Raw genomic sequence first — 16,738 nt, forward strand, 5'->3', positions numbered from 1 at the left:
GCGCGCAAAAGAAAAGCCCCGGCCGCGAGGCCGGGGCTTAACTCGATTGGCTCTGGCTCGCGCGGCTTAGTCGCGCTGGCCGAGCAGCTGCAGCAGCAGCGTGAACAGGTTGATGAAGTTCAGGTAGAGCGAGAGTGCGCCGGTGATCGCCGCACGCTCTGCCATCACACCGCCCTGCGAGGCGTAGCCGTAGATGTAGTCGTTCTTCAGCCGCTGGGTGTCCCAGGCGGTGAGACCGGCGAACACCAGCACGCCGACAACAGACACGATGAACTGCAGCGCCGTGCTCGCCAGGAACAGGTTGACCAGGCTCGCGATGATGATGCCGATCAGGCCCATGAACAGGAACGAGCCCATGCCGCTCATGTCACGCTTGGTGGTGTAGCCGTAGAGGCTGAGCGCACCGAACGTCGCCGCGGTGATGAAGAATACGCGCACGATCGAGGTGTGCGTATAGATCAGGAAGATCGACGACAGCGACAGGCCCATCAGCGCCGAGAACACCCAGAACAGGAGCTGGGCGGTCGCCGGCTGCAGGCGGTTGATGCCGGCCGAGATGACGAACACCATCACCAGAGGGGCGAGGATGAACAGCCACTTCAGCGGGCTCACGAACATCGCGTAGCCGAACTGCGTCAGCGGCACCTTGCCGAAGTGCGCGACGGCCGAAGCCGGATCCGCCACCGCGGCCATGTAGACGCCGAGCGCGGCGAGGCCAGTGATGGCGAGGCCGATGCTCATGTAGTTGTAGATGCGCAGCATGTAGGCGCGCAGACCGGCGTCGACGGCCACAGTGTCAATGCGTCCGGCGGCCCGGCCGAATGGAGAAGTGTAATTGCGGTCTAGGTCCGACATGGTCGAATTCCCGTGGTTGGTCCCGGTGGAGCGCAAGGGATTTGCGGCGCCGGTGTAAATCTATCCCAGATGGCGTGACTTGAGGAACATTAATTCCGCGTCATCATAGCGGCCATCCGACCCGCTTGGTATGTGGGAAATTAGCACAGCCGACGCAAGCTTCCACGCGCGGCTGAATGTCGCTCTGACCCGGCGCATATAGGCAAAAGCGGCGTTAACGCCGCTACATAATGTCACAAATTGCGCAGCACCGAGGCCGGCTTCTGGTTCAGCGCCAGCAGTGTTCCGGCCAGTCCTAACCCGACCGTGACGATGAGGGCGGCGACCACGACCAGCGCGGCGCTGCCGGCCTGCCAGATGAAGCTCAGCGTCATCAGCCGCGTCACGATCATCCAGGCCGCAACCGAGCCCGCGATCACGCCGAACACGGCGGTTGCAAGGCCGATCATCAGGTACTCCAGCGCATAGGCGCCGAGCAGCCGGACCCGCGTGGCGCCGAGCGTCTTGAGGATCACGGCGTCGTAGACGCGGTGGCGGTGACCGGCGGCGAGCGCGCCGCCGAGCACCAGGATCGCCGAGATCAGCGTAACCGCGCTGGCGCCGCGAATCGCCAGCACGAGGTTGCTGACGACACTGCCGACCGTTTCCAGCGCCTCGCGGACCCGCACGCTCGTCACCATCGGGAAGGCATCGGCGACCTGCTTAATGATGCGCGCGTCATCGGCGGCGGTCGGATTCACCTCGGTCAGGGTCGCGACATGGCTGTGCGGCGCGCCCTTGAAGGCGTTCGGCGAGAACACCAGCACGAAATTGATGCCGAGTCCCTGCCAGTCGATGTTGCGCAGATTGGCGATCTTCGCCGGAACGTCGCGGCCGAGCACGTTGACGACGATCTCGTCGCCGATCTTCAGGGAAAGGCCGTCGGCGATCTTCTTCTCCATCGAGACCAGCGGCGGCCCGCTATAGTCCGGTCCCCACCATTCGCCCTCGACTATCTTGGAGCCCTTCGGAACCTCACCGGTATAGGTCAGGCCGCGGTCGCTCTGCAGCACCCATTCCGAATCGACGGATGGCTTGAGCTGGTCGGCCTTGACGCCGCGGGCGGCGACGATGCGCCCGCGCAGCATCGGCACGTCCTCGACGGTCGCGTCAGGGGCGATCTGCTTCAGATAGGCGCCGAAGTGATCGGCTTCGGTGGAGGGGATGTCGATGAAGAAGAACGACGGCGCCCGCTCCGGCAGCGCGGCGAGGAACTGGCGGCGCAGATTGCCGTCAATCTGGGTGATGGTGACGAGCACGGCGAGCCCGAGCCCCAGCGAGAGCACGACCGACGGCGTCAGCGCGCCCGGCCGGTGGATGTTGGCGATCGCCAGCCGCAGCATGGTCATGCGGCTGCGCGGCACCCGCCGCGCCACCGCCATCAAGAGTTCGGCGATCCCGCGCAACAGCAGGAACACCGCGATCGAGGAGGCGACGAACACCGAGGCGACCCGCTTGTCGTAGGCGAGCCCGATCGCCACCCCAATCAGCAGCACGATCACCACGGCCATCAGCGTGAGATAGCTCCAGCGCGGCCGGTGCCATTCGCTGGTGATGGTCTCGCGGAACAGCGCCGCCACCGGCACGTCGTGGACGCGGCCGAGCGGCCACAATCCAAAGGCCAGCGCGGTGAGCTGGCCGTAGATGAAGGACAGCGCAAGCTCGTCGGGGTGCACCGTCGGCACCACCGGCAGCGGCAGCACCTTGCCGAACAGGCCGACGACGACGAACGGCAGCGCGGCGCCGAGCGCGAGCCCGATCACCGAGCCGATGCCGGCCAGCACCACGACCTGGGTGAGGTAGATCGTGAAGACGTCGCGCCCGGTGGCGCCGAGTGCCTTGAAGGAGGCGATGACGTCGTGGCGGCGGTCGATATGGCTTTTCACCGCGTTGGCGACGCCGACGCCGCCGACCAGGAGCGCGGCGAGGCCGACCAGGGTCAGGAACTGGGTGAAGCGGTTGATGGTGCGTTCGAGCTGCGGCGAGGCGTTGCTGCGGCTGCGGACTTCCCAGCCGGCCTGCGGTGCCGCGCTGCGCGCGCCGTCGATCAGCGCCGTGGTCGCGCGTTCGTCATTGGCACCGTCGGGCAGCTTCACCCGATAGATCCAGCGCACCAGGCTGCCCGGCTGCAGCAGGTCGGTGGCGCGCAGGCTGGCTTCGCTGACCAGGAAGCGCGGGCCGAGGCCGACGCCGCTGGCGAGCTTGTCCGGCTCCGACACCACGACGCTGCGGATCTGATAGGTCGCGCTGCCGATGCTGACGCGGTCGCCGAGCTTCAGATCGAGCCGCGCCAGCAAGGTCGAGTCGACGGCGGCGCCATAGGCGCCGTCGCGCTCGGCGAGCAGATCGGCAAGCGGCATCTTCGGCTCGAGCGTCAGCTCGCCGAGCATCGGATAGTTGCTGTCGACCGCCTTGAGCTCGACCAGCGCGAGCTTGCCGTCGCCGCTGCGGGTCATCGCGCGCAGCGTGGCCGCGACCGAGACCTCGCCGCGGGTGCGCAGATAGGCGACCTCCTCGGGCTTGGCCTCGCGCTGGATCAGCGAGAAGGCGACGTCGCCGCCGAGCAGGGTGCGGCCTTCCCGCGACAGGCCGTCGCCGAGGCTCGCGGCGACCGAGCCGACGCCGGCGATCGCCATCACGCCGAGCGCGATGCAGGCGATGAACACGTAGAAGCCGCGCAGGCCGCCGCGCAATTCGCGCAGCGCGTAACGGAAGGCAAGCGACGACGCGCGGCTCTGCACCGCGACTTCGGACGCGATGCTCATGTCGCGGATGATCCGTCGATGCGGCCGGAGCGCAGCCGCACCACGCGATCGCAGCGCTGCGCGAGCGCGAGATCGTGCGTCACCAGCACCAGCGTCATGCCGCGTTCGGCGTGCTTGGTGAACAGCAAATCGACGATCTGCCTGCCGGTCGATTCGTCGAGATTTCCGGTCGGCTCGTCGGCGACCAAGATCGCGGGATCGGGCGCCAGCGCGCGCGCGATCGCCACGCGCTGCTGCTCGCCGCCGGAGAGCTGTGTCGGATAATGATGCAGCCGCTCGCCGAGGCCGACCGATTGCAGCTCCTGCGCGGCACGCTCCGCGGCATCCGCGTTGCCGGCGAGCTCGAGCGGCACCGCGACGTTCTCCAGCGCCGTCATGGTCGGGATCAGATGGAACGACTGGAAGACGATGCCGACCTGGCGGCCGCGGAAACGCGCCAGCGCATCTTCATCGAGGGCATTGAACGAGGTGCCGCTCACGACCACCTCTCCGCTGTCAGGACGTTCCAGCCCCGCCATCACCATCAGCAAGGTCGACTTGCCCGAACCTGACGGACCGATCAGGCCGATGGCCTCACCCGCTGCCACACGAAGGCTGATATCTTTGAGGATATGGACCCGTGCCGCGCCGGCGCCGAGCGACAGGTTGACGTTCTTGACAGAGATCGTGTCCGGCTCGACGCCGGTCAATGAAGGGGATTCGATGAGGCTGTCCATGGTTTGGTCATATGGCACTTCCGCGGTTGCGGTCGAGGGCCGGTTGCGAATCTTCGTGCACATACTCGTGTTGCTTATGGGCCTGATGACGGCGGCAAATGCGCAGACGGCGGACCCGGCGAAGCCGATCAAAATGGTCGTTCTGGGCGATTCCTTGAGCGCCGGTTTCGGCCTCCCGGCCGGCGCGGCATTCCCGGTCCGTCTCCAAAAAGCCTTGGAAGCCAAGGGGATAAAGGTCGACATGATCAATGCCGGGGTGTCCGGCGACACCTCCTCGGGCGGCCGCGAGCGGCTCGACTGGTCGGTGCCCGATGGAACCAGTGTGGTGATTCTCGAACTCGGCGCCAACGATGCCCTGCGCGGCACCGATCCCGCGGTGACCCGCGCCGCGCTGTCCGACATCATCACAAAGTTGAAGGCGCGCAACATCGCGGTGCTCTTGTGCGGCATGCTGGCGCCGCCGAATTATGGCACTGAGTACGCCGCGAAGTTCAACGCGATCTATCCCGATCTCGCAAAGGCCTTCGGCGTGCCGCTGTACCCGTTCTTTCTCGACGGCGTTGCCGCCGACGCCAAGCTCAACCAGGCCGACGGCATGCATCCGACTGCGGAGGGCGTCGATATCGTTGTGAAAAATATCCTGCCTACGGTGGAGGCACTGCTCGGATCATTATCTGCGCAGCGTGGCTGAAAAGCAGAAGGCGGGCCGGTGGATTAACCGGAGCTTTACGAGCTGTTAACGCGTTATGCTTCGCAGAGTCATATAACTCGGGTACAAAAGAGACGTCGGTGATTCGTCACCGGGGTGTGTTCGACGGCGCGGGCTCCCAAAACTCGCGCCACTGCATCGAGGATTATTGCGATGCCGCGTCTGTTCACTGGACTGGAAATTCCGGCCGATATCGGTCAGACCCTCTCCAATTTGCGTGGCGGCCTTCCCGGCGCACGCTGGATCGATCCCGAAAATTATCACGTCACCTTGCGCTTCATCGGCGATATCGACGGCCTCTGGGCCAACGAGATCGCGTCGATGCTGTTTCGGGTGAACCGCAAACCGTTCGAGGTCAAGCTCAAGGGCCTCTCGAGCTTCGGCGGACGCAAGCCACGCGCAGTGGTTGCCTCCGTCGAGCCGAGCCGGCCGCTGATCGAGCTGCAGGCCGAGCTCGAGCGGATGATGCAGCGGATGGGGCTCGATCCCGAGGGGCGAAAGTTCACGCCACATGTCACGCTCGCGCGTCTGCATGACGCATCGAGCCAGGACGTCGCGGATTATCTGTCGGTGCGCGGCTACTTCCCGAGCCGCAGCTTCATGGCAGACCGCTTCGTGCTGTACTCGTCGCGCGCGTCGACCGGCGGCGGACCCTACGTGGTCGAGGACGCCTACGCGCTCTGCGCGTAAGGTCTGAGACAGATTGCGGGACTTTAGCGGCCGGCTCGTCCGGTCGGCCGTGGCATGCAAGGCGTGCGCTTGCATGGCTATCGCCCCAATTCACGGCTTGCATTTTCCCGCGCAGTAGGGCCGTAAGGTGGGCCGATGCAGTCCACCTCGCCCGCCGCTTTCCTCGAACACTACAAGACCCTGGTCGCCTCCGGCGCGATCGAGGCCGATCCGGCGCAGGCGCGCGCCGCCGAGGCGTTCGGCGCGCTCGACGAGCGGCTCGCGTACTACAAGCCGCAGCGCAAGCAGGGCCTGTTCGGCCGGCTGTTCGGCGGCGACAATAACGGCAAGCCGCGCGGGCTCTATGTCCATGGCGAGGTCGGCCGCGGCAAGACCATGCTGATGGATCTGTTCTTCCAGCAGAGCCCGGTCGAGCACAAACGCCGCGCGCATTTCCACGAATTCATGGCCGAGGCGCATGAGCGCATCTACGGCTATCGCCAGCAGATCGCGCGCGGCGAGATCGCCGACGGCGACGTGATCGCGCTCACCGCGCAGGCGATCTTCGACGAGGCCTGGCTGCTCTGCTTCGACGAATTCCATGTCACCGACATCGCGGACGCGATGATCCTCGGACGGCTGTTCGCAAAGCTGTTCGAGCTCGGCACCGTGGTGGTCGCGACCTCGAACGTCGCGCCCGACGATCTCTACAAGGGCGGCCTCAACCGCGCACTGTTCCTGCCGTTCATCGCGCAGATCGCCGAGCACATGGACGTGCTGCGGCTCGATGCGCGCACCGATTTCCGGCTGGAAAAACTGTTCGGCGTGAAGATGTGGCTGGTGCCCGATGATGCCGCCGCCGGCGCCGCGCTCGATGCGGCCTGGCGCAAGATGACCGGCAACGCGCCGTGCAAGCCGCGCGACATCACGATCAAGGGGCGGGTGCTGCACGTGCCGTGCGCGGCGCACGGCGTCGCCCGCTTCAGCTTTGCCGAACTCTGCGAGCAGCCGCTGGCCGCGTCCGACTATCTCAGGCTCGCGCACGACTATCACACGCTGCTGGTCGACCACATTCCGGTGATGGATTACGCCGAGCGCAATGCCGCCAAGCGCTTCATCTCGCTGATCGACACGCTCTATGACAATGCCGTGAAGCTGATGGCCTCGGCAGAGGCCGACCCGGTGTCGCTGTACCTTGCCGACGACGGCAATGAGGCGATGGAGTTCAAGCGCACCTCATCGCGCCTGATCGAGATGAGCTCGGAATCCTATTTGGCGCTACCGCACGGCCGAAAGGATTCCTCGGCGAGCGGCGCGTCGACCGGCCTGGTCGAAACCTGATTTCAGCCTTGAATTCGGCCTTGCGCGCCGCCCGGTTCGGAGCAATTTTTCGTGCGTCCAGGGCTGATGTCGCTGGCATGCCTGATCGAATTCGAGGCAGGGCGCCCGATCGAGCAGGCCGCGACTTGAACCGATCATTCGAAAGGGATAACCACCCTTGCAACCGACTTCCCTCCCTCCTGCATCCAGATCGAAGGACTGATTTCCCATGGCACGCGACAAGATTGCACTGATTGGCTCCGGACAGATTGGCGGAACGCTGGCGCACCTCGTCGGCCTCAAGGAACTGGGAGACGTCGTGCTGTTCGACATTGCCGAGGGCGTGCCGCAGGGCAAGGCGCTCGACATCGCGCAGTCGTCGCCGGTCGACGGCTTCGATTCCAACCTGGTCGGCGCCAATTCCTATGAGGCGCTCGACGGCGCCAAGGTCTGCATCGTCACCGCCGGCGTGCCGCGCAAGCCCGGCATGAGCCGCGACGATCTGCTCTCCATCAACCTCAAGGTCATGGAGCAGGTGGGCGCCGGCATCAAGAAGTACGCGCCCGACGCCTTCGTCATCTGCATCACCAACCCGCTCGACGCCATGGTGTGGGCGCTGCAGAAGGCCTCGGGCCTGCCGCACAAGAAGGTGGTCGGCATGGCCGGCGTGCTCGACTCCGCGCGCTTCCGCTATTTCCTCGCCGACGAATTCAATGTCTCGGTCGAAGACGTCACCGCCTTCGTGCTCGGCGGTCACGGCGACACCATGGTGCCGCTGACCCGCTACTCCGCCGTCGCCGGCATCCCGCTGCCCGACCTCGTCAAGATGGGCTGGACCTCGCAGGCGCGCGTCGACGAGATCGTCGATCGCACCCGCAACGGCGGCGCCGAGATCGTCAACCTGCTGAAGACCGGCTCGGCGTTCTACGCGCCGGCGGCTTCCGCGATCCAGATGGCCGAGAGCTACCTGAAGGACAAGAAGCGCGTGCTGCCCTGCGCCGCCTATCTCAACGGCGAATACGGCGTGAAGGACATGTATGTCGGCGTGCCCGTCGTGATCGGCTCCAAGGGTGTCGAGCGCGTTGTCGAGATCGAGCTGGCCGGCAAGGACCGCGAAGCCTTCGACAAGTCGGTCGGCGCCGTGCAGGGCCTGGTCGACGCCTGCAAGAAGATCGCCCCCGATCTGCTCGGCAAGTAATTGGACCTGGCAATGACCCGATAGGCGATTCCGATCGCCTGTCGGGTGCAACGTAATGAAATTCTGGCGGATTTTATGCTTGCACGGGCTTTGGTATATGGTATGCCAAGCCCAAGGCTGACTTGAAAGTTCGCCGCACGAGGGTTTGGGAGCGTCTTTCCATGAATATCCATGAATACCAGGCCAAGGCACTGCTGCATGAATTCGGCGTGCCGATCTCGCGCGGCGTCGCGGTGCTGAAGGCCGAGGAGGCCGATGCCGCCGCCAAGCAGCTCCCGGGCCCGATCTGGGTGGTGAAGAGCCAGATCCATGCGGGCGGCCGCGGCAAGGGCAAGTTCAAGGAAGCCTCCGCCGGCGACAAGGGCGGCGTCCGCATCGCCAAGTCGGTCGGCGAGGTCGGTGAGTACGCCAAGCAGATGCTCGGCGCCACGCTGGTCACGGTACAGACCGGGCCGCACGGCAAGCAGGTCAACCGCCTCTACATCGAGGAAGGCTCCGACATCGACAAGGAGTTTTACCTCTCGATCCTGGTCAACCGCGAGACCTCGGAAATCTCGTTCGTGGTGTCGACCGAAGGCGGCGTCAACATCGAGGACGTCGCCCACAACACGCCCGAAAAGATTGTCTCGTTCTCGGTCGATCCGGCGACCGGCATCATGCCGCATCACGGCCGCACTGTCGCCCAGGCGCTGAAGCTGACCGGCGATCTCGCCAAGCAGGCCGAGAAGCTCACCGGCCAGCTCTATGCCGCGTTCGCCGCCAAGGACATGGCGATGCTGGAGATCAATCCGCTGGTCGTCACCAAGCAGGGACAGCTCCGCGTGCTCGACGCCAAGGTGTCGTTCGACGGCAACGCGCTCTACCGCCATCCCGACGTGATGGCGCTGCGCGACGAGACCGAGGAAGACGCCAAGGAAATCGAGGCGTCGAAGTTCGACCTCAACTATGTCGCGCTCGACGGCAATATCGGCTGCATGGTCAACGGCGCCGGCCTCGCCATGGCGACCATGGACATCATCAAGCTCTACGGCATGTCGCCGGCGAACTTTCTCGACGTCGGCGGCGGCGCCAGCAAGGAGAAGGTCGCGGCCGCGTTCAAGATCATCACCGCCGATCCGAACGTGAAGGGCATCCTGGTCAACATCTTCGGCGGCATCATGAAGTGCGACGTGATCGCCGAGGGCGTGGTCGCCGCGGTGAAGGAAGTCGGCCTCAAGGTGCCGCTGGTGGTGCGCCTCGAAGGCACCAATGTCGAGCAGGGCAAGAAGATCATCCGCGAAAGCGGCCTCAACGTCGTCCCCGCCGACAATCTCGATGACGCAGCCCAGAAGATCGTGAACGCCGTCAAGGGAGGCTAACGATGGCCGATCATCTCGACGCCCCGCTACCCCTGGAAGAGCACCGCAAGCTTGCGCTGTTCGCAGGCGAGTGGAACGGCGAAGAGATGGTGTTTCCGTCGCGCTGGACCGCAGGCGGTCCGGCGACCTCGCATGTGGTGGCGCGGATCGCGCTCAACGGCTTCTACCTGATCCAGGACACGGTGCAGAGCCGCGACGGCAAGGAGAGCTTTGCCACCCACGGCGTCTTCACCTACGACCGCGAGGACCGGACCTACAAATTGTTCTGGCACGATTCGCTCGGCTACTACCCGCCGTCGCCGGCCTCGGGCGGCTGGGTCAACAAATCGCTGATCCTGGTGCGCGGCTCGCTGCGCGGCAACGCCCGCCATGTCTACGAGGTCGTCGACGACAATACCTACAACATGAAGATCCAGTTTTCGCCCGACGCGGAAGGGTGGGCCGACGTGCTCACCGGCGTGTACCGGCGTATCCACTAGAGCATGATCCGGAAAAGTGGCCCCCGGTTTTCCGATATGATCATGCTCAAACCATAGAGTCCCTTCTCGTCTCGCGAAAGCATCTCGAACCATGTCCATTCTGATCGACAAGAACACCAAGGTCATCTGCCAGGGCTTCACCGGCAAGAACGGCACGTTCCATTCGGAAGCGGCGATCGCTTACGGCACCAAGATGGTCGGCGGCGTGGCGCCGGGCAAAGGCGGCTCGACCCATCTCAATCTGCCGGTGTTCGACACCGTCGCCGAGGCGCGCGCCAGGACCGGCGCCGACGCCAGCGTGGTCTACGTCCCGCCGCCGGGCGCGGCGGATGCGATCTGCGAGGCGATCGATGCGGAAATCCCGCTGATCGTCTGCATCACCGAGGGCATCCCGGTGCTCGACATGGTGCGGGTGAAGCGCTCGCTGTCGGGCTCGAAGTCGCGGCTGATCGGGCCGAACTGCCCGGGCGTGATGACCGCCGGCGAGTGCAAGATCGGCATCATGCCGGCCAACATCTTCAAGCCCGGCTCGGTCGGCATCGTCTCCCGCTCCGGCACGCTGACCTATGAGGCGGTGTTCCAGACCTCCCAGGAAGGCCTCGGCCAGACCACCGCGGTCGGCATCGGCGGCGACCCGGTCAAGGGCACCGAGTTCATCGACGTGCTGGAAATGTTCCTGGCCGACGACAACACCAAGTCGATCGTGATGATCGGCGAGATCGGCGGCTCGGCCGAGGAAGACGCCGCCCAGTTCCTCAAGGACGAGGCCAAGCGCGGCCGCAAGAAGCCGATGGTCGGCTTCATCGCCGGTGTCACCGCACCTCCCGGCCGCCGCATGGGTCATGCCGGCGCCATCATCTCCGGCGGCAAGGGCGACGCGGGCTCCAAGACCGCGGCGATGGAATCGGCCGGCATCAGGGTGTCGCCGTCCCCGGCGCGGCTCGGGCACACCCTGGCCGAGATGCTGAAGTGACGCCGCGACTGCAATTCTATCCCGCTAGCGCGGGATGAACTCAGCTTTGACCGCGGGTTCGGCCCACCTCTCCCCGTCGGGGAGAGGTCGATTTGCGCAAGCAAATCGGGTGAGGGGCCGCAGCTCCACCGAGAGACCATAACCCCTCACCCGGCGCTTCGCGCCGACCTCTCCCAAGGGAGAGGTGAACTCGCCGTCGCTCCGGCTCAACCTAGCTTCACCGCTCCCTGGTGGTTCAAATCGCCAGGGAGCGTATCTTTTTGTCCTGCGTTATCCGCACGGCAGGCGCTTCAATATGTTTTGAAAGTCCATTCATTTTTTGGTTCTTTTAGGCGCGAATATCCGACTTAAATAGGCTAAAGGATATCCATTCAGCTGGTCCTTCGGACTGGTCTTGCGCCGTCTGCCACGCGCCAACCAAAAATCACCAGGACTTCCATATGTCTCGCCAAGACGCGAACGCCGCTTTTGCCCTCTCATCGTTCCTCCAGGGCACCAACGCCGCCTATATCGACGACCTCTATGCGCGTTATGAGCAGGATCCGTCGTCCGTCGACGCCGAATGGCAGGATTTCTTCAAGAGCCTGAAGGACGCGCCTGGCGACGTACGGAAGAACGCCGACGGCGCCTCCTGGGGCCGCGACAACTGGCCGCTCACCCCGCGCGACGACCTGACCTCCGCGCTCGACGGCAACTGGGCCCAGGTCGAGAAGGCGGTCAGCACCAAGATCGCGGCCAAGGCGCAGGCCAGGGGCGCCGAACTGTCCGACGCCGACGTCCACCAGGCCACCCGCGATTCGGTTCGCGCCCTGATGCTGATCCGCGCCTACCGCATGCGCGGCCATTTCCACGCCAAGCTCGATCCGCTCGGCATCGAGGCGCCGCGCGACCGCGAGGAGCTCGATCCGCGCTCCTACGGCTTCACCGAGGCCGATTTCGACCGCAAGATCTTCCTCGATCACGTGCTCAGCCTCGAATACGGCACGCTGCGGGAGATCGTGCAGATCTGCGAGCGCACCTATTGCCAGACGCTCGGCGTCGAATTCATGCACATCTCCAATGCCGCGCAGAAGGCCTGGATCCAGGAGCGCATCGAGGGGCCGGACAAGGAGATCAGCTTCACCCCCGAGGGGCGCCGCGCCATCCTCAACAAGCTGGTTGAGGCGGAAGGCTTCGAGAAATTCTGCGACACCAAGTTCACCGGCACCAAGCGCTTCGGCCTCGACGGCGCCGAGTCGCTGATTCCCGCGCTGGAGCAGATCATCAAGCGCGGCGGCAATCTCGGCGTGAAGGAGATCGTGGTCGGCATGCCGCATCGCGGCCGCCTCAACGTGCTGACCCAGGTGATGGCCAAGCCGCACCGCGCGCTGTTCCACGAGTTCAAGGGCGGCTCGGCCAATCCGGACGCGGTCGAAGGCTCCGGCGACGTCAAGTATCACCTCGGCGCCTCCTCGGACCGCGAGTTCGACGGCAACAAGATCCATCTGTCGCTGACCGCCAACCCGTCGCATCTCGAGATCGTCGATCCCGTCGTGCTCGGCAAGGTGCGCGCCAAGCAGGACCAGCACGGCGATCCGCCGGATCAGCGTATCTCGGTGCTGCCGCTCTTGATGCACGGCGACGCCGCCTTCGCCGGTCAGGGCGTGGTCGCGGAATGCTTCAGCCTGTCGGACCTCAAGGGCTACCGCACCGGCGGTTCGCTGCACTTCATCGTCAACAACCAGATCGGCTTCACCACCTACCCGCGCTACTCGCGCTCCTCGCCCTATCCGTCGGACGTCGCGAAGATGATCGATGCGCCGATCTTCCATGTGAACGGCGACGACCCGGAGGCCGTGGTGTTCGCGGCCAAGGTCGCGATCGAGTTCCGGCAGAAATTCCACAAGCCGGTCGTCATCGACATGTTCTGCTATCGCCGCCACGGCCATAACGAGGGCGACGAGCCGGCATTCACCCAGCCGGTGATGTACAAGCGCATCGCCTCGCATCCGAGCACGCTGGAGATCTACGCCAAGCGGCTGATCACCGAGGGCGTGATCACCGAAGGCGAGGTCGACAAGGCCAAGGCCGACTGGCGCGCGCGGCTCGATGCCGAGTTCGAGGCCGGCGCCGGCTACAAGCCGAACAAGGCCGACTGGCTCGACGGCAAGTGGGCCGGCTTCAAGATTGCCGACCAGGAGGAGGACGCTCGCCGCGGCGTCACCGGCGTCAACGTCGCCACGCTGAAGGAGATCGGCCGCAAGATCACCAAGGTGCCGGACGGCTTCCACGTCCACCGCACCATCCAGCGCTTCCTCGACAATCGCGCCAAGGCGATCGACTCCGGCGTCGGCATCGACTGGGCGACCGGCGAGGCGCTGGCGTTCTGCACCCTGCTGCAGGAAGGCCACCACGTGCGGCTGTCCGGCCAGGACTCCGAGCGCGGCACCTTCTCGCAGCGCCATTCGGTGCTGATCGACCAGGAAGACGAGAGCCGCTACACGCCGTTCAACCATCTCGGCGGCAACGACACCGGCCACTACGAAGTCATCAACTCGCTGCTCTCGGAAGAGGCGGTGCTCGGCTTCGAATACGGCTACTCGCTGGCCGAGCCGAATGCGCTGGCGATGTGGGAAGCCCAGTTCGGCGACTTCGCCAATGGCGCCCAGGTGCTGTTCGACCAGTTCATCTCCTCGGGCGAGCGCAAATGGCTGCGCATGTCGGGCCTCGTCTGCCTGCTGCCGCATGGCTATGAGGGTCAGGGGCCGGAGCACTCCTCGGCGCGGCTCGAGCGCTATCTGCAGCTCTGCGCCGAAGACAACATGCAGGTGGTGTATCCGACCACCCCGGCCAACTACTTCCACGTGCTGCGGCGGCAGCTGCACCGCGAGATCCGCAAGCCGCTGATCATGATGACGCCGAAGTCGCTGCTGCGCCACAAGCGGGCGGTGTCGCGGCTCGACGAGCTCGGCGAGGGCCAGACCTTCCACCGCATCCTGTACGATGACGCCCAGATGCTGCCGAACGAGGCGATCAAGCTCAAGCCGGACGACAAGATCCGTCGCGTCGTGCTGTGCGCGGGCAAGGTCTACTACGATCTCTACGAGGAGCGCGAGAAGCGCGGCATCGACGACATCTATCTGATGCGCGTCGAGCAGCTCTATCCGGTGCCGCTGAAGGCGCTGGTGCAGGAGCTCGGCCGCTTCAAGGGCGCCGAGATCGTGTGGTGCCAGGAAGAGCCGCGCAACATGGGCGGCTGGCACTTCATCGAGCCCTATCTCGAATGGGTGCTGAACCAGATCCACGCGCCGAACAAGCGTCCGCGCTACGCCGGCCGTCCGGCCGCGGCGGCCACCGCCACCGGCCTGATGTCGAAACATCTGGCGCAGCTCAAGGCGCTGCTCGACGACGCACTGAATTAACCACCTTCACCACCACCATGCCCCGCCTTGTGCGCAATTGCGCACTGGAGCGGGGCATCCGGTATCCCGGGTCATCCAGCTAGGTCGCTGTCGTCACGGAGTACCGGATCGTCCGCTTCGGCGGGCGGTGGCCGTACCAAGTTTCATGACCGCAGGGTTGATCTGAGGAAAAGACCATGACTGAAATTCGCGTTCCAACGCTCGGTGAATCCGTGACCGAGGCCACCATCGGCCGCTGGTTCAAGAAGGCGGGTGATGCCGTCGCGGTGGACGAGCCGTTGGTGGAGCTGGAGACCGACAAGGTCACGATCGAGGTGCCGGCGCCGTCCGCCGGCACGCTCGGCGAGATCATCGCCAAGGATGGCGAGACGGTCGCCGTCGGCGCGCTGCTCGGCCAGATCAATGATGGCGCGGCTCCGGCGAAGCCCGCCGCCGCTCCGGCTGCCAAGGCTGCGGCGCCCGCCGCCGCGGCGCCGGCCGCCGCCCCCGCGCCGGCTCCTGCTGCGCCGAAGGCGCCGCCGGCGGATGCCCCGCTCGCTCCGTCGGTGCGAAAACTGTCCGCCGAAAGCGGCGTCGATGCCACCACCGTGCCCGGCTCGGGCAAGGACGCCCGCGTCACCAAGGGCGACATGCTAGCCGCGATCGAGAAGGCCGCCTCGGCGCCGACCCCGGTCAATCAGCCGGCCGCCGCGGTGCAGGTCCGCGCCCCGTCGCCGGCCGACGATGCCGCGCGCGAGGAGCGCGTGAAGATGACGCGGCTGCGCCAGACCATCGCGCGCCGCCTCAAGGACGTGCAGAACACCGCAGCGATGCTGACGACCTTCAACGAGGTCGACATGACCGAGGTGATGAAGCTGCGTGCCCAGTACAAGGACGTGTTCGAGAAGAAGCACGGCGCCAAGCTCGGCTTCATGGGCTTCTTCACCAAGGCCGTCGTTCAGGGCTTGAAGGACATTCCCGCCGTCAACGCCGAGATCGACGGCAGCGACCTGATCTACAAGAACTACTACCACATCGGCGTCGCCGTCGGCACCGACCGCGGCCTGGTGGTGCCCGTGGTGCGCGACTGCGACCACAAGTCGATCTCCGATATCGAGAAGTCGATCGCCGACTACGGCCGTAGAGCCCGCGACGGCCAGCTCAAGATCGACGAGATGCAGGGCGGCACCTTCACCATCACCAATGGCGGCATCTATGGCTCGCTGATGTCGACCCCGATCCTCAACGCGCCGCAGTCCGGCATCCTCGGCATGCACAAGATCCAGGAGCGGCCGATGGTGGTCGGCGGCAAGATCGAGGTCCGCCCGATGATGTATCTGGCGCTGTCCTACGATCACCGCGTGATCGACGGCAAGGAAGCAGTGACCTTCCTAGTGCGCGTCAAGGAGAGCCTGGAGGATCCGGCCCGCCTGGTGCTGGACCTGTAAGAAGGTCATTCGCGCGCGGCGCTCGACCCGATCGGGCGCCGCAATCGTTTTGGCCGCGTATCTTTGGGGATCAATGTGACGGATAAGGTTGTCATCATCACCGGCGGCAGCCGCGGCATCGGCCGCGCCACCGCCCTCGCTGCCGCCGCGCGCGGCTATCGTGTTGTGGTCGGCTATGCCAGCAACAAGAAGGCGGCCGACGAGGTCGTCGCCCAGATCGCGGCTAGCAACGGCAAGGCGATCGCGGTGAAATGCGATGTCGCCGAGGAAGGCGATATCCTCGACCTGTTCAAGGCGGCCGACAAATTCGGCACGCTCGGGGCGCTGGTCAACAATGGCGGGATCGTCGGCACCAGCGGCGTGCGCGTCGACGAAATGTCGGCCGAGCGCATCCGGCGCGTGATGGCCGTCAACGTCACCGGCTCGATCCTCTGCGCCCGCGAAGCGGTGAAGCGGATGTCGACCAAGCATGGCGGCCAGGGCGGCGTCATCGTCAACCTCTCCTCGGTCGCGGCAAGGCTCGGCGCGCCCAACACCTATGTCGATTATGCCGCGTCCAAGGGCGCGATCGATTCGTTCACCGTCGGCCTTGGCCATGAAGTCGCGGCCGAAGGCATTCGCGTCGCCGGCATCCGGCCGGGACTGATCGACACCGAAATCCATGCCGCGGGCGGCGAGCCCGACCGCGCGCACCGGCTCGCCCATATGGTGCCGATGAAGCGCGTCGGCACCGCGGATGAGATCGCTAACGCCATCGTCTGGCTGATGTCGGACGAGGCCTCCTATGTCACCAGCACGATCCTCGACGTGTCGGGCGGTCGCTAACAGT

General features: G+C 65.4%; 13 protein-coding genes. 10 read left to right on the forward strand and 3 right to left on the reverse strand.

Annotation, left to right across the window (positions count from 1 at the left end; all coding sequences use genetic code 11):
• Positions 1–66: 66 nt before the first annotated feature.
• From XH93_RS01880 to XH93_RS01890, 3 genes are all read right to left on the reverse strand, one after another.
• Positions 67–855 (reverse strand): Bax inhibitor-1/YccA family protein, encoded by a 789-nt coding sequence (locus XH93_RS01880; RefSeq protein ID WP_139479988.1) that lies wholly within the window; start codon positions 853–855, stop codon positions 67–69.
• A gap of 233 nt (positions 856–1,088) precedes the next feature.
• Entirely contained in the window at positions 1,089–3,659 is a 2,571-nt protein-coding gene (locus XH93_RS01885) for an ABC transporter permease (RefSeq protein ID WP_194472179.1), read from the reverse strand.
• Positions 3,656–4,375, reverse strand: a complete 720-nt coding sequence (locus tag XH93_RS01890; protein ID WP_194472180.1) for an ABC transporter ATP-binding protein — start codon at positions 4,373–4,375, stop codon at positions 3,656–3,658. The genes XH93_RS01885 and XH93_RS01890 overlap by 4 nt, the downstream gene beginning before the upstream one ends.
• Positions 4,376–4,430: 55 nt before the next feature.
• On the opposite strand from XH93_RS01890, the gene XH93_RS01895 reads away from it, so the two are divergent.
• The 10 genes from XH93_RS01895 (at position 4,431) to XH93_RS01940 (ending at position 16,734) form a co-directional block, all read left to right on the forward strand.
• Positions 4,431–5,066 (forward strand): arylesterase, encoded by a 636-nt coding sequence (locus XH93_RS01895; protein ID WP_139858544.1) that lies wholly within the window; start codon positions 4,431–4,433, stop codon positions 5,064–5,066.
• Between the two features lie 171 nt (positions 5,067–5,237).
• Positions 5,238–5,774 carry an RNA 2',3'-cyclic phosphodiesterase gene (thpR, locus tag XH93_RS01900; protein WP_139479985.1) on the forward strand — a complete coding sequence of 179 codons (537 nt, stop codon included), beginning with the start codon at positions 5,238–5,240 and terminating at the stop codon, positions 5,772–5,774.
• Between the two features lie 135 nt (positions 5,775–5,909).
• Complete coding sequence (gene zapE, locus XH93_RS01905) at positions 5,910–7,094, forward strand: cell division protein ZapE (protein WP_194472181.1); 1,185 nt, start codon at positions 5,910–5,912, stop codon at positions 7,092–7,094.
• 208 nt (positions 7,095–7,302) lie between these two features.
• Complete coding sequence (gene mdh, locus XH93_RS01910) at positions 7,303–8,271, forward strand: malate dehydrogenase (protein ID WP_139479983.1); 969 nt, start codon at positions 7,303–7,305, stop codon at positions 8,269–8,271.
• A gap of 161 nt (positions 8,272–8,432) precedes the next feature.
• Positions 8,433–9,629, forward strand: coding sequence for an ADP-forming succinate--CoA ligase subunit beta (sucC, locus tag XH93_RS01915; protein WP_194472182.1), 1,197 nt, complete (start codon positions 8,433–8,435; stop codon positions 9,627–9,629).
• Between the two features lie 2 nt (positions 9,630–9,631).
• Positions 9,632–10,108 (forward strand): DUF1579 family protein, encoded by a 477-nt coding sequence (locus XH93_RS01920; RefSeq protein ID WP_139479981.1) that lies wholly within the window; start codon positions 9,632–9,634, stop codon positions 10,106–10,108.
• A gap of 91 nt (positions 10,109–10,199) precedes the next feature.
• Positions 10,200–11,081, forward strand: a complete 882-nt coding sequence (sucD, locus tag XH93_RS01925) for a succinate--CoA ligase subunit alpha (RefSeq protein WP_139479980.1) — start codon at positions 10,200–10,202, stop codon at positions 11,079–11,081.
• Between the two features lie 440 nt (positions 11,082–11,521).
• Positions 11,522–14,482, forward strand: coding sequence for a 2-oxoglutarate dehydrogenase E1 component (locus XH93_RS01930; RefSeq protein WP_139479979.1), 2,961 nt, complete (start codon positions 11,522–11,524; stop codon positions 14,480–14,482).
• Positions 14,483–14,658: 176 nt separating this feature from the next.
• Positions 14,659–15,909, forward strand: coding sequence for a 2-oxoglutarate dehydrogenase complex dihydrolipoyllysine-residue succinyltransferase (gene odhB / locus XH93_RS01935; RefSeq protein WP_194472183.1), 1,251 nt, complete (start codon positions 14,659–14,661; stop codon positions 15,907–15,909).
• Between the two features lie 75 nt (positions 15,910–15,984).
• A complete protein-coding gene (locus tag XH93_RS01940) occupies positions 15,985–16,734 on the forward strand; it encodes an SDR family oxidoreductase (RefSeq protein WP_172627888.1) in 750 nt (249 codons plus the stop codon).
• The last annotated feature ends 4 nt before the right edge of the window (positions 16,735–16,738 follow it).

Source organism: Bradyrhizobium sp. CCBAU 51753 (assembly GCF_015291565.1).
In the GTDB taxonomy this organism is placed as follows: Bacteria; Pseudomonadota; Alphaproteobacteria; order Rhizobiales; family Xanthobacteraceae; genus Bradyrhizobium; species Bradyrhizobium ivorense.